Raw genomic sequence first — 21,563 nt, forward strand, 5'->3', positions numbered from 1 at the left:
GCTCGAAGGGCCCTGTACGCCCGGGAATGCGCCTGCGACGGGGCGTGTTGTGACGTACATGATGGCGACGAGACAGGCTCCGGAGCGGACTGCTGGGAAGATGCCGGTATTCTCGATCCCGATGCCGACTCCCACCACGACCGAGACACCCGAGCAGCGCACCGCGCGGTTCGAGCGTGAAGCGCTGCCGTTCCTGGACCAGATGTACGCCGCCGGGATGCGGATGACCCGCAATCCGGCCGACGCCGAGGACCTCGTACAGGACACCTTCGCGAAGGCGTACAGCTCGTTCCACCAGTTCACGCCGGGCACCAACCTCAAGGCGTGGCTGTACCGGATCCTGACCAACACGTTCATCAACGGCTACCGGAAGCGTCAGCGCCAGCCGACGCAGTCGCCGACCGAGGAGATCGAGGACTGGCAGCTCACCGCCGCCGAGTCGCACACTCCCGGTGGACTGAAGTCGGCCGAGGCGGTCGCTCTCGAGCACCTGCCAGACTCCGACGTCAAGTCGGCCCTGCAGGCCATCCCGGAGGACTTCCGGCTGGCTGTGTACCTGGCCGACGTCGAGGGCTTTGCCTACAAGGAGATCGCCGAGATCATGGGCACACCGGTAGGTACGGTGATGTCGCGGCTGCACCGCGGGCGGCGCCAGTTGCGTGAGCTGCTCGGCGACTACGCCCGGGACCGCGGTCTGATCCCCGAGCCGGACGAGAGCCCGGACCAGAGCACGGACGCGGCCGCGTCGAGCACCGACTCAGCTGCGAAGAAGGAGGAGTCGTGAGCTGCGGCGAGCCCCACGACGTCGACTGCGGGGAGATCCTGCAACGGGTCTACGTCTTCATCGACAACGAACTCGAAGACGCCAGTTCGGACGAGATCCGGCAGCACCTCCAAGAGTGCGCCCCGTGCCTGGACGAGTACGACCTGGAACGCTGCGTCAAGAAACTGGTCCACCGCTCCTGCGGCTCCGACCATGCGCCCGACGCGCTGCGCCAGAAAATCCTCCTGCGCCTAACCCAAATCCAAATCGAAACAACGATCACGACGACCGATTGATTTGATCAAACGTCAGATCGAGTACACGACGACCTGGTAGTGGTCGATTTCCCCGCGGTGGAGTTTCGCGAGTAGTTCACGGGCGTCGGCGTAGTAAACGTCGGCTCCATTCCGGAGCATCGTCATTGCGGTATGCAACTGATCGGCCGCCGAGGCCCGGTCACCACGCGCCGCATTGATTCTGGCGAGTTCGACGTACAGCCGCCCTTCGCGTTCTGTGTCATGGGCGGTACGGGCCATCTGCAGGCCCGACTCGATGTGGCCGGCCGCGGCAGTGAAGTCGCCTTGGGCCGCGTGCGCGATTGCCAGCAAGTGGTGGCTCTCGCCCTGGAACGTCGCGTCGCCCGCGTATTCGACCACGTGCAGCGCGTACTCAGCCATCCGTACCGCGTCCTGGTAGCGGCCCACTTGAACGTGGACGAACGACGCGTTGAGGTAGCGCTTGAAGATCGCCCGGGTGTCGTTCGCCTGCTCGGCCAGGTCGATGGCCTGGGCAAACGCCTCGTCGGCCCGCGCGAAGTCCCCGGTACGGTCGTAGAGCCCGCCGACCGCCGTGAGCGAGACACCCTCCAGCGTGGTGTCCTTGATGGTGCGGCTCAGCGAGAGGGCTATCCGGCCGTACGCCAGCGCGTCGTCGATCTTTCCCTCCAGCCCGAGCAGATAGGCCAGCGACGAGCAGCAGCGCGCCTGACCGAAGCGATCGTCGATGTCGGTGAACATCTGCAGGGCGCGCTGGATGCGGGTGACCGCCGCGCCGGCCCGGCCTGTCTCCGCATCCGGAATCGCGTTGTCGTGCTGCAGCCAGGCGGCCACCGCGCGCCGGCCGTGCCGCAGTGCGAGCTCGACCGACCCGGCGCCGAGCTCTCGCATCTCCTGCCAGCGGCGTCGCGACTCGTGATAGCCGAAGAGCGCCAGCGGCATCTCGGCGAGCAGCGCGCTGTCCGCCAGACTCGACTGACGCGCCTGGCGGTAGCGATCCATCAGGTTTCGCTGCTCCAGGTCCAGCCAGCGCAACGCCGCTTCGCGGCCGCTGAAGACCGGAAGCAGCCCGCTGGTACCGACCGTGGCCAGCGGCAACCGTGGGTTGCCTGCGTGGGTGAGTGCTTGGCAGGCCCACGCCGCTTCCGTGTAGTAGCGGAGGACCCGGGACAGGGCCTCGTCACGTTCGGTGGGGGAGAAGGTCTGGTCGGCGACCTCGCGACCGTAGGCGCGGATGAGGTCGTGGAAGCGGAAGCGCGCCGGTGCGACGGACTCCAGCAGATTGAGGTCGACGAGGCGCTCGACGATCGCATCCGCCCGGCGCAGGGGCAGCTCTAGGACCGCGGCGGCGACGCCCGTCGTGAGGTCCGAGCCGTCCGGAACGGCCAGCCACGGCAGGGCCGCGGCGGCCTGGCGGTCGAGATCGCGGTCGCTGGTCGCGAGGAACTGCACAGAGCTGGCGATGCTCGCGCGGACGCCGGTCTCATCGGCCCCGAGGCTGTCGAGCCGGCGCTCCTCGTCCTGCAGTACGTCGACGAAGTGCTGGATCGGCCACGTCGGCCGGGTCGCGAGCCGGCCGCCGACGAGCCGGATCGCGAGCGGCAGCCGTCCGGAGTACGAGGCCAGGATCCTGGTGGCGTCCGGCTCCGCGGCGACGCGGGTCGGCCCGATGACGCCGGCCAGCAGATCCACCGACTCCGATTCCGAGAGCGCGTCGAGCATGATCTGCCGGGACCCCGACAGGTTGGCCAGCGAACCGCGGCTGGTGATGATCGCCGCCGATCCCGGATGGCTGGGCAGCAAGGGCAGCACCTGTGCGACCTCGGCCACGTTGTCGAGCAGCAGGAGCACGCGGCGGCCGGCGAGCTGGGATCGCAGCAGGGCCGTGGCGGCGTCGACCTCGTCAGGGATCGAGCCGACGTCCGAGCCGAGCGAGCGCAGCAGGTGCCGCTGGGCGTCGATCGGAGGCACCGGCTCGCCCGGCCCGTACCCGCGCAGATTGAGGTACAGGTGGCCGTCCGGGAAGCTGTCGACGAGCTTGTGCGCGACGTGCACGGCGAGCGTGGTCTTGCCGATGCCGCCCATCCCGGTGATGGTGACCAGGCCGACCGCCGGAGCTCCGGCACCGGACGAATCGCGAAGCACGGAAAGGATTGCGTCGACCTGGGCCGCGCGGCCGGTGAAGTCCGGAGCAGCGGGCGGCAGCTGCCACGGCGTCGGTACGTCGTCGGTCGCGGCCGCGGGCGCCGGCCTGCGCGGCGTGCCGATCTTGCCCCGGGCAACGGTGTGGAACTGGGTCGCCTCGGCGGTGCTGAGGCTCAGGGCCTCGACGAGGGAACGGACGGTGTCGGCCCGCGGGCGGCTACGGGTGCCGCGCTCGAGCACGCTGATCGCCTGTTCGCTGAGGCCGGCCCGGGCGGCCAGCGCGGCCTGGGTCAGGCCCGCGCGGGTGCGGAAGGTACGGAGCAGCTCGCTCAGCGTCGGCGTCGCCGGCTCGCCCACTCGCTCACCCTCCTTGGATCCAAGGCCCGCTATCGGTCAGTACCGAAATCTTCGGGCCCAACTCTAGGGGGATCCTCCGACGGGTGACGGTCGTTGTCCACAGGTCCCCAACGATCGTTTGAAAGATAGCATTCAGTATGCGGGTGGGGACTCTCCGAATACAGGACCTGTTATATCGCTGGTCTGCTGTAAAGCTGTGACCAAATCGCAAAGACCCCGGATTTCTCCGAGGTCCTCGCTGTCTGTAGCCGCCTGAGTCAGGCGTTCGGGCGCTTGCCGTGGTTAGCGCCCTTCTTCTTGCGTGCACGGCGCTTCCGGCCGGTCTTTCCCATTCCTAAGCCTCCTTGAAACAACTGCAAAGAGTCACAGTCTCTCATACCATGCCCGATCCTCGCGTAGTCGGCGGCCGGTCACGATCGGGCTTACAGTGTTTCGGCGCAGGTTCTAGGAGCAAAATAAGTATCAGTCAGCGAGTTGCTGTCTGCCCTCCTACGCCCTCCAGATCTGCGGGGCGTAAGACTGCGAACGCTGATAGGAGGTGACGTATCATGAGCGGCGACTTCTGGGACTGGTGATCCGGCGCATTCCGGATGGAAGCAGGGTGGTCGAGGCATGAGGCATCAGGCGCTTCGTGTCTTCGTCTCTGCCGCTTCCCTTCTGGCTGTTGTCATCCTTGTGCTGGCGGTGACGCGTGTCACCGATGTCTGGACGCTGGTCGTGCTGTGTCTGCTGATGCTGATCGGCGGATTCCTGCGCTTCTCCGTCGGCAGTAGTTATCTGGCTTCGCTGGACTCGGTCGTGCTGATGACGGTCTACGTCATCAGCGGTCCGTGGGCGGCGATCATCGCGGCCGGGGTCGCGTATCTGCCGCAACTGCGTCGGCGGTTGCCCTGGGAGCGGCGAGCCTTCAATGTGGCTCAGCGCGTTCTGGCCACTGCGGCCGGCGGTATTGCCTACACGCTGGCCAACGGCCCGGTCGGGGACGGGGCCCTCGACCACGAGTTCCGCGCGATCGCCGCGACGATGGCCGCGACGGTCGCGCTGCACATCGCGAACGCGGCGCTGGTGTGCCTGGTGATCTGGATCGACGGCAAGGCAAGCCCCGTGGACTTCTTCCGTCAGGTCGTGGTGCCGACCTTCCTCCCGATGGCGGGGTACGGGTTTCTCGGGCTGTTGCTTGCGGTCGTCTGGCTCGGCGGGCTGGGACCGGTCGCGGGGCTGCTCGTGCTGGTGCCGTTGCTGTTCGCGCGCTGGGCCCTCTCGCAGTACGAGGTGGAGAAGAACGCCCAGGCCGCGACGCTGCGCGCGTTCATCCAGGTCATCGAGACCAAGGACCTCTACACCCGCGGTCATTCCGAGCGGGTCAGCGAAGGCGTCGGCATGCTCGGCCGGCAGCTCCGGCTGTCGCCCGACCGGCAGGCCGCGCTGGAGAATGCCGGCCTGCTGCACGATGTCGGAAAGGTCGGCGTACCGACCAGAATCATCCGCAAGCCGGGAAAGCTCGACGACACCGAGATGGACGCGATCCGGCTGCACCCGGCGCGCGGTGTCGAGCTGATCGGGAACATCCCGTTCCTCGAGGAAGTGAAGTCGGCGGTGCTGCACCACCACGAGAAGTACGACGGCACCGGCTACCCGGCCGGTCTCAGCGGCACCAACATCCCGTACTTCGCCCGGATCATCGGGATCGTCGACGCGTTCGACTCGCTGACCTCGACCCGTTCCTACCGGCCGGCGCGGACCATCGACGAGACGCTGGCGATCCTGGTCAAGGACAAGCTCTCGCATTTCGACCCGGCGCTCGTCGACGCGTTCGTCGACGTCATCCAGCGCGAGGGCTGGAAGGCCCCGGTCGCCGAGCAGCCCGCACCGGACACCAGCGTGCAGATGGCCGTGGACCACGACGACCTCAGCCTCGGCAGCGGCGGCGGCGCCTCCGGGAACGCGGCGGGGCCGCTGTGACGGCACAGGACCCCGCCGACGGCCTGGACGTACGGCGGATGGGCAGCGGCGTCGTGATCGTCGTGGCCGGCCTCGGGGTCGGACTGGTGTCCGCCGTGCTGACCGCGCGCGAGGGCGTCAGCGAGTGGGCGTTCGCGCTGACTTTCGGCGCCCTGATCGCGATCGGCGAGATGGTCCAGTTCAACGTCGACCGGAGCCGCAACCGGGCACCGATCGCCACCAGTGCCGCGCTGGCGTACGCGATGCTCAGAGGCCCGTCGCTGGAGACGCCGCCGAGCGTCGCGCAGATCATCGTCGTCACCACCCTCGCCACCATGATCGGCATCTGCCCCCGGGCGATCGCCGGCTTGCGGTGGGACATCGTCGTGTCCAGCCGGCGAGCCCTGTCGGTCGCCTGTACGGCTTTGGTGTTCTCCGCGGTCATCCCTGTGGACCTGGGCTGGAACGGCTCCTGGCGGCACGCTGCGCCCCTGTGCCTGGCGATGCTGCTGGGTGTCCTGACCGCGGGCGTCGTGGACGCGCTGGTGGGCGCCGGCCAGGCGACCGAGACGGAGAACAAACCTTTCCCGGCCGCCCTGCGCGACGAGCTGACGGTGATGGGCCAGATCGGGATGGCGATGGGCCTCGGCGGCGTACTGCTGGCGGCCGGTACGTCGCTGCTCGGGCTCTGGGCGGTGCCGCTGGTGGTGGTGCCGTTGTTGCTGACCCAGTTCGCGTTCCGGCGGTTCGCGTCGGCGCAGCGGACGTACCGGACGACGGTGCGGTCCATGGCTCGCAGTACCGAGATCGCGGGCTTCAGCAGCCCGGGGCAGAACGCGCGGACGGCGACGCTGGCGGTGGCGATCGGAAACGATCTCGGCCTGACGCCGTCGCGGGTGGAGGCGCTGGAGTACGCGGCCCTGCTGTCGGGCGTCGGGCAGTTGGCGCTGGCGGATCCGAGTCCGGGCGGGGCCTCGTTGTTGCGTACCAGGGAGGAGCGGCAGCGGGCTGCGGCGATCGGGGCCTCGGTGATCGAGCGGTCCGGCGTACTGGACCATGTCGCGGAGATCGTCCGGCACTCCAACGACCCGTACCGGCACGGCCGCGCGAACGACGCGTCGATCCCGGTGGAGAGCGGGATCGTGAACGTCGCACTGGCCTACGAGCAGCTCGTCGGCGAAGGGTCCGGGCAGACGCCGGGCAAGGCGATGGAGTCGATCGGCCTGGGCATCGGCGCCGAGTACGACCCGATCGTGGTCGAGTCACTCCGCCGGATCGTCGGCCGCGGCTTCCGTTTCTGACCTGGCCGTCCGGCCGTGCCGGGCTTGCGGCGCCTCCAGTTCGCGGCTCGCCTTGGGGGACAGGTGAAGCAGCGCGGGCGTACCTGCACATGCTTCGAGGTCGTCCCATACCGGCGCGTTCGTCGTCGGTACGCGGCCCGATCCACCCATGCCGGCGTACAGCAGGAGACCGGCTCCGGCCGCGATCAGTACGTCGCCCGGACTGATCGCCTGTCCCAGTCCGGGCAGGGCCACCGGTACGACATCACCGAGCCAGCGCAGCCGGGTCGCCGCGTCCGCGACCTCGTGCCGCGCGTCGGTCACCATCGTGTTGCCGACGCCCGCGCGTTCCAGCGCCCGCAGCGACACCGGCATCGCACCGTTGAGCGCGACCACCAACGCATTGCTGAGGAACCCTAACGCCAGCAGGCCGACGCCGGGATGCCGCAGGTTCAGCCGCAGGAAGACGACGATGCAGGCCGCGGATCCGATCAGCCCGACCGGGTACGCCGTACCGCCGAAGAGTGCGCCGAGCAGTTGCCCGATCGCCGCGGCCGCGAGCCAGTGCACGCCCGTCAACGTGTTGCCGGCCAGGTTGCCGAACCGTCCGCCGGTCGCGAGTCCCGTCCCGGCGGCGAGCACCATGACGAGGAGGACCAGCAGCACGGAAGAGATTCTGCCGAATCAACGGCCCGAAACCGGGCAAGCTGACCCCGCAGCGTGTCGACTTAACCGCAAAAAGTGACGGCACTCGACAACAAAGCGGCGGCCGGGAAAGCTCCCGGCCGCCGCCACGACCACCCTAGGGCTTGACTGCTGCTGCTCCGCCGTCGTTGATGACGTCCTCGACGCCGGGGTCACCACGGTCCGCGGTGTAGTCCGACGCGTGCGTGGTGTCCACGCCGTCCGGCACCTTGACGGCCCGGAACACGAACGTCAGCACGACCACGACGATCACGTTGATGACGAATGCCGTCAGCGCGATGTACGCCGGGGTGTTGGTGAACGGGATGTTCGCCACCGAACCACCGAAGTGCTTCTTGGTCGCCGGGTTCACCACGTTGTACGCCGACAACGTGCCGAACACCATCGCCACCGCCCAGCCGGCCAGCAGCGCGTACCGGTGGAACCAGCGGGTGTACAGGCCCACCACGATCGCCGGGAACGTCTGCAGGATCCAGATCCCGCCGAGCAGTTGCAGGTTCAGCGCGATCGTCTTGTCCATCCCGAGCACGAACGCCAGCGCTCCGACCTTGACCAGCAGGGACGCGAGCTTGGAGACCTTGGCCTCCTGCTTGGGCGTCGCGTCCGGCTTGAAGAAGGCGCGGTAGATGTTGCGGGTGAACAGGTTGGCGGCCGCGATCGACATGATCGCCGCCGGCACCAGGGCGCCGACCGCGATCGCCGCGAAGGCGATGCCGGCGAACCAGGACGGGAACTCCTGGTCGAACAGCCGCGGGATCGCGAGCTGCGGGTTGGCCAGGCCGTCCAGGCCCTTCACGTTCACGTTCGCCTTGATCGCCATGAAGCCGAGCAGTGCGAGCAGTCCCAGCAGCAGCGAGTACGCCGGGAGGATCGCGGCGTTGCGCCGGACGACGTTGCGCGTCTTCGTGGACAGCACCGCGGTGACCGAGTGCGGGTACATGAACAGCGCCATCGCGGAGCCCAGGGCGAGCGTCCAGTACGACACGTAGCCGCCCTCGGCCGGGATGAACGCCCCGGTCGGCTTGCCGGTCGCCGGGTTCGGCTTGGCCAGCTTCTCCTGCGCCGCGTTGAAGATCCCGTCCCAGCCGCCGAGCACGTGCGGCAGGTAGAAGATCGCGACCAGGATCACCACGTAGATCAAGAAGTCCTTGACGAACGCGATCATCGCGGGCGCCCGCAGACCGGAGGAGTACGTGTACGCCGCGAGCACGGCGAACGCGATCAGCAGCGGCAGGTCCTTGGCGAGCGTGTTGTTGCCGCCGAGACCCATCGTCTCGAAGACCGCCTGCATACCGACCAGCTGCAGCGCGATGTACGGCATCAGCGCGAGGATGCCGGTCACCGCGACCGCCAGCGACAGCAGCTTGCTGCCGTAGCGTCCGTTCACGAAGTCGGCCGGCGTCACGTACCCGTGCCGGTGCGAGACCGACCACAACCGGGCCATGAAGATGAACACGATCGGGTACGCCACGATCGTGTACGGCACCGCGAAGAAACCGCTGATCGCACCGGTCGCGTACATGGCGGCGGGCACCGCGATGAACGTGTACGCGGTGTACAGGTCGCCGCCGAGCAGGAACCAGGTGATGAACGTGCCGAAGCCGCGGCCGCCCAGACCCCACTCGTCGAGGCTCTCGAGGTGACCGCCGCTGCGCCACCGGGCGGCCATGAAGCCCATCGCGGTGACGCCGGCGAAGATCACCACGACGATGATCAGCTGCACCCAGTCGATGTCGGTGTTCACTGGTCGCCCTCCTTCTCCGGGTCCCCGAGTCCCTGGGCCGCGCGCCGCTTACGCTCCTCGCCGCGCACCAGCCAGTAGCTGATGCTGACCAGGATCGCGGACAGGAAGACCCAGAGCAGCTGGTACCAGTAGAAGAACGGGAAACCCCACAGATGCGGATCCTTCTTGGCGTACGTCGGTACCAGCAACGGCAGGACGACGGCCACCACCACAAGTACACCGGAGATCCAGTACGCGGGTTTGACCGCGGACAATCGTGACACTGCAAACCTCCTCGGGACACTGCAGGCGCACCGGAGCACGCTACCGTTCGGAAACCGGTCGTACCAGATCAACAGGGAAGTGCATGGATAACGAAAAGGCATGGTTCGTACGGCGCCTCGTGCTGTCCGTGCTGTTCCTCGTCATCGTTGCCGTGCCGCTCTATCCCGAGCTGTTCGGGCTGGACGAGCTGACGCCGTTCGCGCAGCTGGCCGCGTTCCGCCCGCAGCTCCTCGTCGTCGTCCTGGTGCTGGCGGTCCTGATGCTGATCCGCCGGGGCTGGCGGATCGCGGCGGCGCTGATCGGCGTACTGGCGCTCGTCGGTGTGGCGCTGACCGCACCGCGGCAGTTCTCCGCGGCGCGACCGGCACCGGCCGGGGCGCGGGTACTGACTGTCATGGTCGCGAACGTGCTCGGTGGCGGCGCCCGGGCCGCAGACGTCGCGCAGCTGATCCGGGATCGCAGGCCGGACCTGGTTTCGTTGCCGGAGGCACAGGCCGACGTGCGCGAGCAGATCCGCGCACAGCTGCAGGACCAGCAGTACAAGGGATTCACCGCCCAGCCGACTCGGGCAGTGCCGGGCGCGACGAGCGTACTGGTGTCGGCGGCGCTCGGCGACGTGACGTTCGCGAGCGAGACCGGGACCACGTTCGGGAACATCGTGGTGACGGGCGGCAACCTCGGCTCGATCCGGCTGATCGCGTACCACGGCTACCCGCCGTTGCCGGACTCGGTGACGACCTGGAAGCACGACCTGCTGAAGGTGCGGCAATGGTGCACCCAGGATCCACCGACCGTGATCGCCGGCGACTTCAATGCGGGCGTCGACCACGCGGACTTCCGCGGCGCCCTCGGTGGGTACTGCCGCAGCGTCGGCCCGTCCGTCGGCGGCGGACTGCGCGGCACCTGGCCGGCCGACCAGCCCGCCGTACTACGGACGCAGATCGATCACGTCGTGGTGACCCGGCAGTTCCAGCCCGGCACCTTCACCACGTACCCGATCGAAGGGACCGACCACCGCGCCGTCGTCGCAACGATTGCCCTTGTGCCCTAGGAAGTCGTGGCCGGGCGGTAGATGTACGGCTGGGAAGCCTGTACCGCTTCGGTCAGCATCAGCAGCAGATCCGCGCGCGCCTCGATCGGGCGCCCGAACAGCTCGTCGTCGCCGGGGATCGGGAAACCCTTCACACCGATCGCGAGCTGGCTGAGCAGGACGTGCAGCACCCCGCGGGCGTTGAACACGTTCGGGCTCGGCCACTCCGGCAGCGTCTCGTGCATCAGCGGCTGCTGGCCCGCGGTCGCGGCGATCGGCTTCAGCCAGCGCTCGAGCTCGTCGCTGGTCAGCATGTTGCGGTGCAGGATCGTCATCACCGCATGCGCGACGCGATCGTGCTCCTCGTGCACCCAGCGGTACGGGGTGTCCTTGACGATCCGGTCCGCGAGCACGTCGAGCAGCGCCCGCAGCACACCGGCGTCGCAGTGCCGCGACCGCGCCAGCGCGCCGATCGCATCGGCGCCGTGGGCAACCGCATGCGCCCATCCGCAGTCCTGCACGTACCCGCGCAGGTCGCGCTCGCGCAGCAGCCAGGTCGCCAGCCGGTCACCCCAGCGCATCACCACCTCGTCGTGCACCAGGAACTCGGCGTTGTCGCGGTGGATCACCTCCGCCAGCGTCAGCGCGGTGAACGAGCGGCGGAAGACCGTGTCGGTACCGTCCTCACCGAGCCCGTAGTTCAGGCCGGCACAGAGTCCGTCCCCGAAGCCGGGCAGCAGATCGTCGTACACCCCGCGCTCGAGCCAGGTGGCGAGCGTCGGATAGGCAAGGGCGTCCCGGACCTGCGGATTGGTACTGGCCAGGCCGCGGACGAGCTCCTCGGTGAGATCGGTCAGCGTACGGTCGTGCGGTACCGCGTAGTCCGCGGCCATCACGTCCTGCCAGTACGTCGACTCCACCCGAGCATCCTTTCATCTGTGCCTGATCAATCAACACCTACACACACCCACTTGTCGAGCGAACCACCGCACCGGCTGGTATAAGGCCCTGGGTAGCATCTGACCGTGCCGTCTTTGACCGATGTGGCGCGGAACCACACCACGCTCGACCAGGCCGACCTGGACCGCCTGCAGTTGCTCGTCTCCGACTGGCAGATGCTCGCCGACCTGTCGTTCGCCGACCTGGTGCTCTGGCTTCCCGACACCGAAGGGCTGGGGTTCTGGGCCGGTGCGCAGATGCGCCCGACGACCGGACCCACGGCGTACCTCGACGACATCGTCGGCAGCTTCATCCCGCGCGGGCGCCGGCACCTGCTGGACCAGGCGTACGACGGCGGCCGGATCTGCCGCGAGGGCGACCCGGAGTGGCGCGACGACGTCCCGGTCCGGGTCGAGACGATCCCGGTACGCCGCGGCTCCCGGGTGATCGCGGTGATCGCGCGGAACACCAACCTGCTCGGTGTCCGCACCCCGTCCCGGCTCGAGATCGCGTACCTGCAGAGCGCGACGGACCTGGCCCGGATGATCACCGACGGCATCTTCCCGTACGGCGGCGAACGGCTGTTGTCCACCACCCCACGGGTCGGTGACGGCTGCATCCGGATCGATCGGCACGCAATGGTGACGTTCGCCAGCCCCAATGCGTTGTCTGCGTACCGCCGAATGGGCCTGGTGACCGATCTGGTCGGCTCCCGGCTGAAGGACGTCACCGCGGAGTTGCTGCATTCCGGACACAAGGTGGACGACGTGCTCGCGTCGGTGGTCACCGGACGCGCGGCCAAGGAGATCGAGATCGAGAACTCCGACGCCACCTTGTTCCTGCGGGCGATCCCGCTGCGCGCCGACGGGCAGCACGTGGGTGCCCTGATCCTGCTCCGGGACGTGACGGAGCTGCGCAGCCGGGAACGGGAGCTGGTCACCAAGGAGGCGACCATCCGGGAGATTCATCATCGCGTCAAGAACAACTTGCAGACGGTCGCCGCGTTACTCCGGATGCAGGCCCGGCGGATCTCGGTACCGGAAGGACAGGACGCGCTGGCCGAGGCCGTCCGGCGGGTCGGGTCGATCGCGATCGTGCACGAGACGCTCTCGGAGTCGTTCGACGAGCACGTCGACTTCGACGACGTGGCGGACCGCGTCGCTGCGATGGTCGCCGAGGTGGGGACGGTCGCGACCACCGTCCGGACCCAACGCCGCGGGTCGTTCGGCGTCCTGGACTCCGAGGTCGCGACGCCGCTGGCGATGGTGCTCACCGAGCTGATGCAGAACTCCGTCGAGCACGCCTTCGGCGGCCGCGACGGGGGAGCGGCGAACGGCTCGATCGAGCTCACCGCCGAACGCTCGCTCGGCCGCCTGCACATCAACGTGATCGACGACGGCCAGGGTCTCCCGGCGAACTTCGACTCCGAACTGTCCGGCAACCTCGGCCTGTCCATCGTCCGCACCCTGGTGATCGGCGAACTCGACGGCACCCTCACCTTCGGCAACCGCGCCGACCGCAACCCCGGCACCCAGGTAACCCTGGACATCCCAGTCAAGGACTGACCCGCCCACCCGCGCGTCGTGCCGACCCGCCCACCCGCGCGTCGTGCCGACCCGCCCACCCGCGCGTCGTGCCCGGCTCTCATCTCCTGTTTCGCCCGACCCACCCCCGCATTTGACTGGCAGACCCATCAAATATGGGGTTCCTGTCGTATGTGTGGGTGGACCGACGGCAGGCGGGCGTGGGGTTCCGGTGCGAAACTGGCTCACCAGCCAACCAACCGGGCCGGCTATGGACATTTCGACAGGTAGTGCACCCTGAGACACCGTGCGCGCCGTGCATTTTCACGCTCAGGTGCACTAGCCGCCGGCCAGACGCCGACCGACATGTCCTGTCGAACTGTCGGCCCGCCACCCCCCGCCCCCCCGGCCAGATGCCAACCGACTGTCCTGTCGAGCTGCCCGCCCCACCACCCCCCCGACCAGACCTGCCACCGCCGGGCGGCAGTTGGCGAGGGGGCCGAGCTAAGCGCGACGACTCGGCGCAGGCCTGCACGGAGGGCTGGACGAGGGTGTCGCGGCTCGCGTGCTGCATCAGCCAACCGCCTACTACCCGTGCCCCAACCCGCTGGACGGACGGAATGGGAGTCGTCGGCACCCACACATCGGACACAAGAGCGTCAAATAGGGGGTTCTGCACCGTGGATACGACTGTGGAACCCAGCATTTGCTGGGTCTGCCAGCCAAATTGGCTGGTCTGCCAGCCAAATGCGGAGGGGCGGCACGGCACCGGTGGGGTGGTGGCGTGGCGTGGCGTGGGGTGGGGTGGGGTGGGTGGTGGCGTGGGGTGGGTGGGGAAACAGTAAGGCCCCGCGGAGCGTTCCGCGGGGCCTCGAGAGGACTTGCTCAGGCGGTGCGAATGCGTTGGCGGGCGTTGCGGCGCTTCAGCGCGCGGCGCTCGTCCTCGCTCAGCCCGCCCCAGACACCGTGGTCCTGGCCGGCTTCCAGCGCCCACGCGAGGCACTGCTCACGCACGTCGCAGCGGCGGCACACCTGCTTGGCCTCCTCGATCTGCATGATCGCGGGCCCGGTGTTGCCGATGGGGAAGAACAGTTCCGGGTCCTCGTCGAGGCATACGGCCCGGTGGCGCCAATCCATGGCGGATCCCATCTCTCTCAGTAGTTGACGTATGCTGCCGAGTAGCTCTGTACCCGATCAGCGGTGCTGTACTCGTCGGTTCGTGTCACACGGGGGTCAGTGTGGCGCCTGTTGTGAACGCTTTCACGAACGAGACCATGTTCCCAATCTTGGCGGACCGAAACAAGAGTTCTGCAGTTGTCGATCCGATCACAACGCTTCCTTAACACTCCGAACTGGCACAGAGCGGCTCCCTCCCTCCGGTTATCGGACGAAGCGGCCCATCTGCAAGCACCCGTTCACTGCAAGTAACCGCATCAACCGGCTTTTGGTTACGCACAACCTGGAATCCCTGTGGGGCCTGGGTTCGCGCACCCCCTCGGACCGTCCGCACTAAGCTGGCGAAGTGCCGACCGACTCCCCAGTTGCCGCAGTGCCGAGACCGCTCAAGTTAGCTGCGGCAGTGGTCGCTGTGGAAGGGCTTGTGCTGATCGTTCTCGGAATTGCCCAAGCCTTCACGATCGACGGTTCCCGCCTCGTGCTCGGGCTCACCACGACCGGTTTCTTCCTGTTGTACGGCGCGGGGCTCGTCTTCGTCGCGGTACGCGGGCTCTGGAAGGCGGCTCGCTGGAGTCGCGGGCCGACCGTGTTCACGCAGCTGATCCAGCTCCTGGTCGCGTACAGCCTGTGGGACGGCGGCAGCAAGGCGATCGCGGCCGGCCTCGCCGTACTGGCCGTCGTGATCATGGTGTGCGTGTTCCAGAAGGCCTCCACCGAGGCCCTGACCGGTGGTGGCTCCAACGATCACCCCGTCCTCTAGCCCTACTCCTTGAGCAGCCCCGTCCGGAGTTCGGTGAGGGTACGGGCGAGCAGCCGCGAGACGTGCATCTGGGAGATGCCGATCTCCTCGGCGATCTGGGACTGCGTCATCCCGCGGAAGAACCGCAGCGTGAGGATCCGCTTCTCCCGGGTGTCGAGCTGGGCCAGCAGCGGCTTCAGCGACTCCCGGTACTCGACACTCTCCAGGGCCTCGTCCTCGCCGCCGAGACCGTCCAGGACCGTCGTCGCGTCGGTCTCGTTCTGATCGGGAGCGTCCAGGGACAAGGTGTTGTACGCATTCGCGGACTCCAGGCCCTCGATCACCAGATCCGGCGACAGCCCGAGCCGCTCAGACAGCTCCGCCACGGTCGGCGCCCGGCCGAGCTCCTGGGTCAGCTCGGCGGTCGCGGCGGTCAGCGACAGCCGCAGCTCCTGCAGCCGCCGCGGGACCCGGATCGCCCAGCCCTTGTCGCGGAAGTACCGCTTGATCTCGCCGAGGATCGTCGGGGTCGCGTACGTCGAGAACTCGACGCCACGGTCGGAGTCGAACCGGTCGATGGCCTTGATCAGCCCGATCGTGGCCACCTGGACGAGGTCGTCGTACGGCTCGCCGCGGTTGCGGAACCGGCGGGCCAGGTGCTCCACCAGCGGCATGTGCAAGGACACCAGGCCGTCGCGGGCGATCGGGTACACCGGATCCGTGCGCCCGGCCGCCATCTGCTGGAACAGGTCGGCGGTCCGGGTTCGTAGATCGGGGAACTCCTGGGCCTGTTCGTCGCTCACAGGCTCTCCGTGGCGGTGGCGGTGGCCGTCACGGTGATGGTGAGCCGCCCGTCGATCGTCTCCGCGGCAGCCGACTCCACCAGCGCGGTCAGGACGGTCCAGCCGAAGGACGTGGTGTCGGGCTGCCAGCCGTTCGGTACGACGGCGCTAGTGCGCACGGTGAGCTGCGGCGGCGCGATCTGGAACACGCACTCCAGTACGCCGTCGGCCGACTGCGGCAGCAGCAGTGCGCAGGCCTCGTCGACGGCGATCCGCAGATCGTCGATCGCGTCCAGCGTGAAGTCGTTGCGAGCAGCGAGGTTGCCCACCACCGACCGCGGTACGGCGATGTACGCGCTGTCCGCCGGAATACTCAGACGAACCTCAGCGGCCCCTGCACTGCTACTCACGTGATCTCCCTCGTATCGACCCGCCACGCCGACCATCATCCAACCTCAAAGGGTTTGATGCACGGCGAACGGGGCCGATACGAGGTGAGAAACCATCTAGGGGTGTTCGTGCTCCGAGCGGAGGCGGGTCAGGAAGGCTTGCGTACGGGAGTGCTGGGGGTTGCCGATGACGTCCTTGGGGGGACCGGACTCGACCACTACGCCGGCGTCCATGAAGACGACGGTGTCGGCGACGTCGCGGGCGAACGACATCTCGTGGGTGACCACGATCATCGTCATCCCGTCCAGCGCCAGCTCCCGCATCACCGCGAGCACTTCACCGACGAGCTCCGGGTCGAGCGCGGACGTCGGCTCGTCGAACAGCATCAGCTTCGGCTGCATCGCCAGCGCCCGCGCGATCGCGACCCGCTGCTGCTGCCCGCCGGACAGCTGCGCCGGGTAGGCGTTGCAGCGGTCCGCGAGGCCGACCCGGTCGAGCAGCTTCATCGCGCGCTCCCGGGCCGTCTTCTTGGTCTCGCCCTTGACCTGGGTGGGCGCCTCGACGATGTTCTCCAGCGCGGTCTTGTGCGGGAACAGGTTGAACCGCTGGAACACCATCCCGATCTCGCGCCGCTGCGCCGCGATCTCCTTGTTCTTCAGGCGGTACAGCTTGCCGTTCCGCTCGGTGTAGCCCATCAGCTCGTCGTCGACCCAGATCCGGCCGCCGTCGATCGTCTCCAGCTGGTTGATGCAGCGCAGGAAGGTGGTTTTGCCGGATCCCGACGGCCCGAGCAGACACACCACCTGCCCGCGATCGACATCGAGGTCGATGCCTTTGAGTACTTCGTTGTGGTGGAAGGACTTGGTCACATTGACCGCGTGCACCAGTGGCATCAGGCGCCTCCTGCCCCGGCCGGCCGCGCGGCACGGGGACCACGTGGCGCCTTGGTCCCGAAGCCGCGACCGAAGTGCCGCTCGAGGAAGTACTGCCCGACCATCAGCACGCTGGTCGCGGCCAGGTAGTACAGCGTCGCGGCGACCGCGATCGGGAACGTCTTGTAGAAGTTGCTGCCGATCGACTGCAGCTGGTAGAACAGCTCGCCGATCACGGGGACCGCGAGCAGCAGCGAGGTGTCCTTCAGCATCGCGATCGTCTCGTTGCCGGTCGGCGGCACGATCACCCGCATCGCCTGCGGCAGCACGACCCGGCGCATCACCTTGCCGCTGCTCATCCCGAGCGCCTCCGCGGCCTCGGCCTGGCCCGGGTCCACGCTCATGATCCCGGCCCGGGCGATCTCGGCCATGTACGCCGCCTCGGACAGCCCCAGACCGATGACACCGGCAACGATCCCGGTGAAGACCTGGTTCGCGTCCAGGGTGAAGAACCGCCAGTCGCCGGACATCCCGAGCCAGTCGATGATCTTCCAGTCGAACGGGACGCCGAACGAGATGCCCTGCTGGAACAGGATCCCGAGCGTGCCCATCGTGAACAGCAGGATGTAGCGCGGGATGCTCCGGAAGAACCAGGTGAACACCCAGGACACCCCGGACAGGATCGGGTTGTCCGACAGCCGCATCACGGCCAGCAGGACGCCGCCCCCGACGCCGACGATCATCGACAGCACGGTGACCAGCAGGGTGCCCTTCAGGAACCCGTTGATCACCGGCTGCTGGTTCATCGCCTGGAACACGAACCGCCACTCGAACGCCTTGTTCGTGACCAGCAGGTGCAGCAGCATCCCGGCCAGCACCACGATCACCGCGATCGCGACCCACCGGCCCGGGTGCCGGACCGGTACCGCCTCGATCCGCCCCGGGCGCTCCGGCACCGCGTCCTGCGGCGGGGCTTCGGTCTCAGCACTCATGGCAGCTCACGGATTCACGGCGAAGGTGGTGATCGCGCCCGAGTCGTTGTTCCACTTCTGCAGGGTGCTCTTGTACGTGCCGTCGGTGTTCAGCGACTGCAGCGCCTGGACGAGCGCCTGCGCGAACGCGGTCTGCGCCTTCGGGACGACATAGCCGTACGGCGCCGCGTCGTAGATCTCACCGACCTGGTCGAGCTTGCCGCCGGTCTGCTTGATCGCGTCCAGTACGACCGGGGAGTCGGCGAGCATCGCGTCCGCCTTGCCGCTGACCAGGTCCGCGGTGGCCTGGTCCTGCTTCTCCCGGACGACCAGCTTGATCTCCGGCTTGCCGGCCGACTTGCACTTGGCCTGCCGCTTGGGCATGTCGTCGTCGAGCTGCGTCGTACCCTTCTGGACCGCGACGGTCTTGCCGCACGCGTCGTCCGGGTTCACGCCCTTCGGGTTGCCCTTCGCGGTCGCCCACAGGGTGCCGGCGTTGAAGTAGCTGACCATGTTGACCTGCTGCTTGCGCTTGTCGTTGATCGTGAACGACGAGACGCCGACGTCGTACTTGCCGCCCTGGACGCCGGTGATGATCGTGTCGAAGTTGGCCGGCTGCCACTCGACCGTGACGCCGAACTTCTGCGCGACCGCGTTGAACAGGTCGACGTCCATGCCGACCACGGTCTTCCCGCCCTGCAGGAACTCGTTCGGGCGGTACGTCGCGTCGGTGCCGACGACGATCTTCCCGGCGGCCTTGATCTTCGGCGGCAGCGAACCGCTCAGGTCCGGACCCGCACTCGACGGAGCGCTGGAGGGGGCGCTCGAGGGGGCGGTCGACGGGGAGGTGGACGAACCACCTTCGAGAGAGTTCGAACCGCAACCGGCGGCCGCGAGAACCAGGACGCCGGACAGCACCAGCGTCCTCCGCAGGACAGACATCTAGTCCTCCAAAACCGGGCACCGGTCGGGCCCGGTGCCATGTGTCCGCATCTTGACACAGCGACCTGCGGGCAGCGCACGGACCAACCCCGAACAGAGACCTATTCGTAGTCTGGCCGCCTGAACGCTGCGTATCCGTCGTTCAGGCGGACACGCAGCGTCACCGGGAGGTGGCTCAGCTCGTCGGTTCCACGTGCGTCGGATCGAGGACCCGGCGCAGGAACGTCCGGGTGCGTTCCTCCTTCGGGTCGCCGATCACCTCGGCCGGCGGGCCCTGCTCGACGATCACGCCGCCGTCCATGAACACCACCCGGTCCGCGACCTCGCGCGCGAACGCCATCTCGTGGGTGACCACGAGCATGGTCATCCCGTCCAGCGCGAGCTTGCGCATCACCGTGAGCACGTCGCCGACCAGCTCGGGATCGAGCGCGGACGTCGGCTCGTCGAACAGCATCAGCGCCGGGTCCATCGACAGTGCGCGAGCGATCGCGACCCGCTGCTGCTGACCACCGGACAGCTGCGCCGGGTACGCCTCGATCTTGTCGCTCAGGCCGACCCGCTCGAGGTTCGCGCGGGCGACCTTGTCCGCGTCGCCGGCGGTGCGCCTGAGAACGGTGCGCTGGGCAACGGTGCAGTTCGCCAGGACGGACAGGTGCGGGAACAGGTTGAACTGCTGGAACACGATCCCGATCTGCTGCCGGGCCGCGTCCAGGTGACAGTCCGGGTCGGTGATGTCCTCGCCGCGGACGATCACCTGTCCCTCTTGCGGCTTCTCCAGCAGGTTGACGCAGCGCAGCAGCGTGGACTTCCCGGACCCGGACGGGCCGATCACGCACACCACTTCGCCTTCTTCCACGGTGAAGTCGATGCCGCGCAGGACGTGGTTGCTGCCGAACGACTTGTGCAGGTTCTTGATTTCGACCAGTGCCATCAGCGGGTCCTTGCCGTACGGGCTTCGAGTCTGCGGGCCAGGATGCCCAGCGGCAGGGTGATCACCAGGTAGCAGAAGCCGCAGACCACGATCGGGGTCAGGTTCGAGTCGGTGTTCGCCAGGTCGCGGCCGAAGCCGGTGAGCTCGTACCCGTCCGCGGCGACGCCGATCATGAACACCAGCGAGGAGTCCTTGACGAGCAGGATCAGGTCGTTGGTCAACGGCGGCAGCACGATCCGGAACGCCTGTGGGAGCACGATCTTGCGCATCGCCAGCCCGGCCGGCATCCCGAGCGAGCGGGCCGCCTCGACCTGCCCCTTCGGCACCGCCTGGATGCCGGCCCGGATCACCTCGGCCATGTACGCCGACGCCACGATGCCGAGCGCCAGCCAGACGACGCCGTACGGGTCCCAGGGAATCGTCATGCCCGGGAACGCCAGCGGCAGCAGGCTGAACGCGATGAACACCACGATCGCCGGCAGCCCGCGGAAGAACTCGATGTACGCGGTCGCGATCCACCGGTACGGGCCGACCTGGCTGAGCTTCATCAACGCCAGCAGGGTGCCGCCGGCCAGACCGATCACGAACGCGCCGGCCGTGTACTCGAGGGTCTTCACCAGCGCCTGCAGGACGCCGTTCTCGAACGTCGACTTGATGAACGCCGGGCGGAAGAACACGTCGGCGACCTGATGCCAGTCCGCGCTGAACACGGCGGCCAGCACCAGGACGACGAGGATCGCGTACTGGATCCAGCGGGAGCGCTGCGCCCGCTGCCGTGGGCTCAGCCCTCGCCGCTGAACAGGAGTGCCGGTGGAAGTAGTCACTTCTTCGGCTCAACCCCGAACCACTTCTTGTAGATCTCGTTGTACTTGCCGTCCGACTTCGCCTTGGTCAGCAGTTCGTTGAACTTCGTCACCAGCTTCGGGCCGCTGCCGTCCTTGAGCGCGCCGAAGCCGTACTGCTCGCCGGTGTTGAACTCGGCGACCACGGCCATGTCCGGGTTGTCCTTGACATAGGGGTAGAGCACGCCGTTGTCGTTGATCGCGGCGTCCACCCGGCCGGACTTCACGTTGTTCTCCTGCAGGGCGAGGTCGTTGAACGGGATCACCGTGTACCCGTTCGCCTTGGCGTTCTCGTCGGCGTACTTCTTGCCGGTGGTGTCGGCCTGGGCGCCGAGCTTCTTGCCCCGCAGGTCGGCGAGCGTCTTGATGCCGGAGTCCTTCTTCGTCATCAGCACCTGGGTGGCGTCCATGTACGGGTCGGTGATCGCGATCGCCGCCTGACGCTCCTTGGTGATCGTCATCGCGCCCATGCCCATGTCGCACTTCTTCGCCTGGAACGCGGCGCCCGAGGTGACCTGCGACCACTCGATGTTGACCACGTCGTACTCCACGCCGAGGTCCTGGGCGACCAGGTCGAGCAGGTCCACGTCGAAGCCGACGACCTTGGTGCCGTCCTTGTACTGGAACGGCTTGTACGGCAGGTGGGTGCAGATGGTCAGTTTGCCGGGCTTGACCAGCGTGATGCCGGCCGCCTTCGCCTTGTCGTCGGACCCGCCGCCGCTGTCACTGCCGCCACAGGCGGACAAGGTGAGCGCGAGTACGGCGACCGCAGCGGCAGCGTGCGCCCGGCGCTTGCGGAGAGTGGGGACGATGTTCATCGCGGATTCTCCTCGACAGGGGTTGTGAATCCCCGCATCCTGGCACACCTCGCGGGATGTGGGGCCTCTCACAGCAGACCAGTGGTGCATGTGGTTTACTCGTCGCGACGGGTGACCCCCTGGCAACGGAGCCG

The 21,563-nt window shown here is 67.8% G+C and carries 22 protein-coding genes; 7 read left to right on the plus strand and 15 right to left on the minus strand.

Going from position 1 to position 21,563, the window contains the following annotated elements:
• Nucleotides 1–121 precede the first annotated feature (121 nt).
• Entirely contained in the window at nt 122–784 is a 663-nt protein-coding gene (locus ACGFI6_RS38865) for a sigma-70 family RNA polymerase sigma factor (protein WP_393127680.1), read from the plus strand.
• Nucleotides 781–1,059 carry a mycothiol system anti-sigma-R factor gene (gene rsrA, locus ACGFI6_RS38870; RefSeq protein WP_393127681.1) on the plus strand — a complete coding sequence of 93 codons (279 nt, stop codon included), beginning with the start codon at nt 781–783 and terminating at the stop codon, nt 1,057–1,059. Before ACGFI6_RS38865 ends, rsrA begins: the two co-directional genes overlap by 4 nt.
• Nucleotides 1,060–1,071: 12 nt before the next feature.
• Here the strand turns inward: rsrA and ACGFI6_RS38875 are convergent, their stop codons facing one another.
• Together ACGFI6_RS38875 and ACGFI6_RS38880 are read right to left on the minus strand one after the other, a co-directional pair.
• Entirely contained in the window at nt 1,072–3,540 is a 2,469-nt protein-coding gene (locus ACGFI6_RS38875; protein WP_393127682.1) for an NB-ARC domain-containing protein, read from the minus strand.
• A 257-nt stretch (nt 3,541–3,797) separates the two neighbouring features.
• Nucleotides 3,798–3,872, minus strand: a complete 75-nt coding sequence (locus ACGFI6_RS38880) for a 50S ribosomal protein bL37 (protein WP_369759046.1) — start codon at nt 3,870–3,872, stop codon at nt 3,798–3,800.
• 352 nt (nt 3,873–4,224) lie between these two features.
• On the opposite strand from ACGFI6_RS38880, the gene ACGFI6_RS38885 reads away from it, so the two are divergent.
• Complete coding sequence (locus ACGFI6_RS38885) at nt 4,225–5,502, plus strand: HD-GYP domain-containing protein (protein WP_393127683.1); 1,278 nt, start codon at nt 4,225–4,227, stop codon at nt 5,500–5,502.
• On the plus strand, nt 5,499–6,782 hold the full coding sequence (locus ACGFI6_RS38890) for an HD-GYP domain-containing protein (protein ID WP_393127684.1): 1,284 nt from the start codon (nt 5,499–5,501) through the stop codon (nt 6,780–6,782). The genes ACGFI6_RS38885 and ACGFI6_RS38890 overlap by 4 nt, the downstream gene beginning before the upstream one ends.
• Here ACGFI6_RS38890 and ACGFI6_RS38895 read toward each other — a convergent pair.
• The 3 genes from ACGFI6_RS38895 to ACGFI6_RS38905 all read right to left on the minus strand — a co-directional run bounded on the left by ACGFI6_RS38895 (nt 6,744) and on the right by ACGFI6_RS38905 (nt 9,473).
• Entirely contained in the window at nt 6,744–7,427 is a 684-nt protein-coding gene (locus tag ACGFI6_RS38895) for a DUF5317 domain-containing protein (RefSeq protein ID WP_393127685.1), read from the minus strand. The genes ACGFI6_RS38890 and ACGFI6_RS38895 overlap by 39 nt on opposite strands.
• 136 nt (nt 7,428–7,563) lie before the next feature.
• A complete protein-coding gene (gene mctP, locus ACGFI6_RS38900) occupies nt 7,564–9,144 on the minus strand; it encodes a monocarboxylate uptake permease MctP (RefSeq protein ID WP_393127854.1) in 1,581 nt (526 codons plus the stop codon).
• Nucleotides 9,145–9,206: 62 nt separating this feature from the next.
• Nucleotides 9,207–9,473, minus strand: a complete 267-nt coding sequence (locus ACGFI6_RS38905; RefSeq protein ID WP_393127686.1) for a DUF3311 domain-containing protein — start codon at nt 9,471–9,473, stop codon at nt 9,207–9,209.
• A gap of 83 nt (nt 9,474–9,556) precedes the next feature.
• On the opposite strand from ACGFI6_RS38905, the gene ACGFI6_RS38910 reads away from it, so the two are divergent.
• Nucleotides 9,557–10,525 carry an endonuclease/exonuclease/phosphatase family protein gene (locus ACGFI6_RS38910; RefSeq protein ID WP_393127687.1) on the plus strand — a complete coding sequence of 323 codons (969 nt, stop codon included), beginning with the start codon at nt 9,557–9,559 and terminating at the stop codon, nt 10,523–10,525.
• Here the strand turns inward: ACGFI6_RS38910 and ACGFI6_RS38915 are convergent.
• Nucleotides 10,522–11,424 (minus strand): DUF2785 domain-containing protein, encoded by a 903-nt coding sequence (locus ACGFI6_RS38915; RefSeq protein WP_393127689.1) that lies wholly within the window; start codon nt 11,422–11,424, stop codon nt 10,522–10,524. The two genes, ACGFI6_RS38910 and ACGFI6_RS38915, sit on opposite strands and share 4 nt — an antisense overlap.
• A gap of 105 nt (nt 11,425–11,529) precedes the next feature.
• On the opposite strand from ACGFI6_RS38915, the gene ACGFI6_RS38920 reads away from it, so the two are divergent.
• Nucleotides 11,530–13,008 (plus strand): sensor histidine kinase, encoded by a 1,479-nt coding sequence (locus ACGFI6_RS38920; protein ID WP_393127690.1) that lies wholly within the window; start codon nt 11,530–11,532, stop codon nt 13,006–13,008.
• An 843-nt stretch (nt 13,009–13,851) separates the two neighbouring features.
• Here the strand turns inward: ACGFI6_RS38920 and ACGFI6_RS38925 are convergent.
• The gene (locus ACGFI6_RS38925; RefSeq protein ID WP_130383822.1) at nt 13,852–14,103 is read right to left on the minus strand and encodes a WhiB family transcriptional regulator; all 252 of its coding nucleotides are present in this window, start codon (nt 14,101–14,103) and stop codon (nt 13,852–13,854) included.
• 463 nt (nt 14,104–14,566) lie between these two features.
• On the opposite strand from ACGFI6_RS38925, the gene ACGFI6_RS38930 reads away from it, so the two are divergent.
• A complete protein-coding gene (locus ACGFI6_RS38930) occupies nt 14,567–14,902 on the plus strand; it encodes a hypothetical protein (protein ID WP_393127691.1) in 336 nt (111 codons plus the stop codon).
• A 2-nt stretch (nt 14,903–14,904) separates the two neighbouring features.
• Here the strand turns inward: ACGFI6_RS38930 and ACGFI6_RS38935 are convergent, their stop codons facing one another.
• From ACGFI6_RS38935 to ACGFI6_RS38970, 8 genes are all read right to left on the minus strand, one after another.
• On the minus strand, nt 14,905–15,684 hold the full coding sequence (locus tag ACGFI6_RS38935) for an RNA polymerase sigma factor SigF (protein ID WP_393127692.1): 780 nt from the start codon (nt 15,682–15,684) through the stop codon (nt 14,905–14,907).
• Nucleotides 15,681–16,073, minus strand: coding sequence for an anti-sigma regulatory factor (locus tag ACGFI6_RS38940; RefSeq protein WP_393127693.1), 393 nt, complete (start codon nt 16,071–16,073; stop codon nt 15,681–15,683). Before ACGFI6_RS38940 ends, ACGFI6_RS38935 begins: the two co-directional genes overlap by 4 nt.
• Nucleotides 16,074–16,169: 96 nt before the next feature.
• Nucleotides 16,170–16,946, minus strand: coding sequence for an amino acid ABC transporter ATP-binding protein (locus ACGFI6_RS38945; protein ID WP_393127694.1), 777 nt, complete (start codon nt 16,944–16,946; stop codon nt 16,170–16,172).
• Nucleotides 16,946–17,917, minus strand: coding sequence for an amino acid ABC transporter permease (locus tag ACGFI6_RS38950; protein ID WP_393127696.1), 972 nt, complete (start codon nt 17,915–17,917; stop codon nt 16,946–16,948). Before ACGFI6_RS38950 ends, ACGFI6_RS38945 begins: the two co-directional genes overlap by 1 nt.
• Before the next feature lie 6 nt (nt 17,918–17,923).
• Complete coding sequence (locus ACGFI6_RS38955; RefSeq protein ID WP_393127697.1) at nt 17,924–18,838, minus strand: ABC transporter substrate-binding protein; 915 nt, start codon at nt 18,836–18,838, stop codon at nt 17,924–17,926.
• Nucleotides 18,839–19,013: 175 nt separating this feature from the next.
• Nucleotides 19,014–19,769 (minus strand): amino acid ABC transporter ATP-binding protein, encoded by a 756-nt coding sequence (locus ACGFI6_RS38960; RefSeq protein ID WP_393127698.1) that lies wholly within the window; start codon nt 19,767–19,769, stop codon nt 19,014–19,016.
• Entirely contained in the window at nt 19,769–20,593 is an 825-nt protein-coding gene (locus ACGFI6_RS38965; protein ID WP_393127699.1) for an amino acid ABC transporter permease, read from the minus strand. The genes ACGFI6_RS38960 and ACGFI6_RS38965 overlap by 1 nt, the downstream gene beginning before the upstream one ends.
• The gene (locus ACGFI6_RS38970; protein ID WP_393127700.1) at nt 20,590–21,429 is read right to left on the minus strand and encodes an ABC transporter substrate-binding protein; all 840 of its coding nucleotides are present in this window, start codon (nt 21,427–21,429) and stop codon (nt 20,590–20,592) included. Before ACGFI6_RS38970 ends, ACGFI6_RS38965 begins: the two co-directional genes overlap by 4 nt.
• Nucleotides 21,430–21,563: the final 134 nt, after the last annotated feature.

Source organism: Kribbella sp. NPDC048928 (assembly GCF_043197975.1).
Classification (GTDB): domain Bacteria; phylum Actinomycetota; class Actinomycetes; order Propionibacteriales; family Kribbellaceae; genus Kribbella.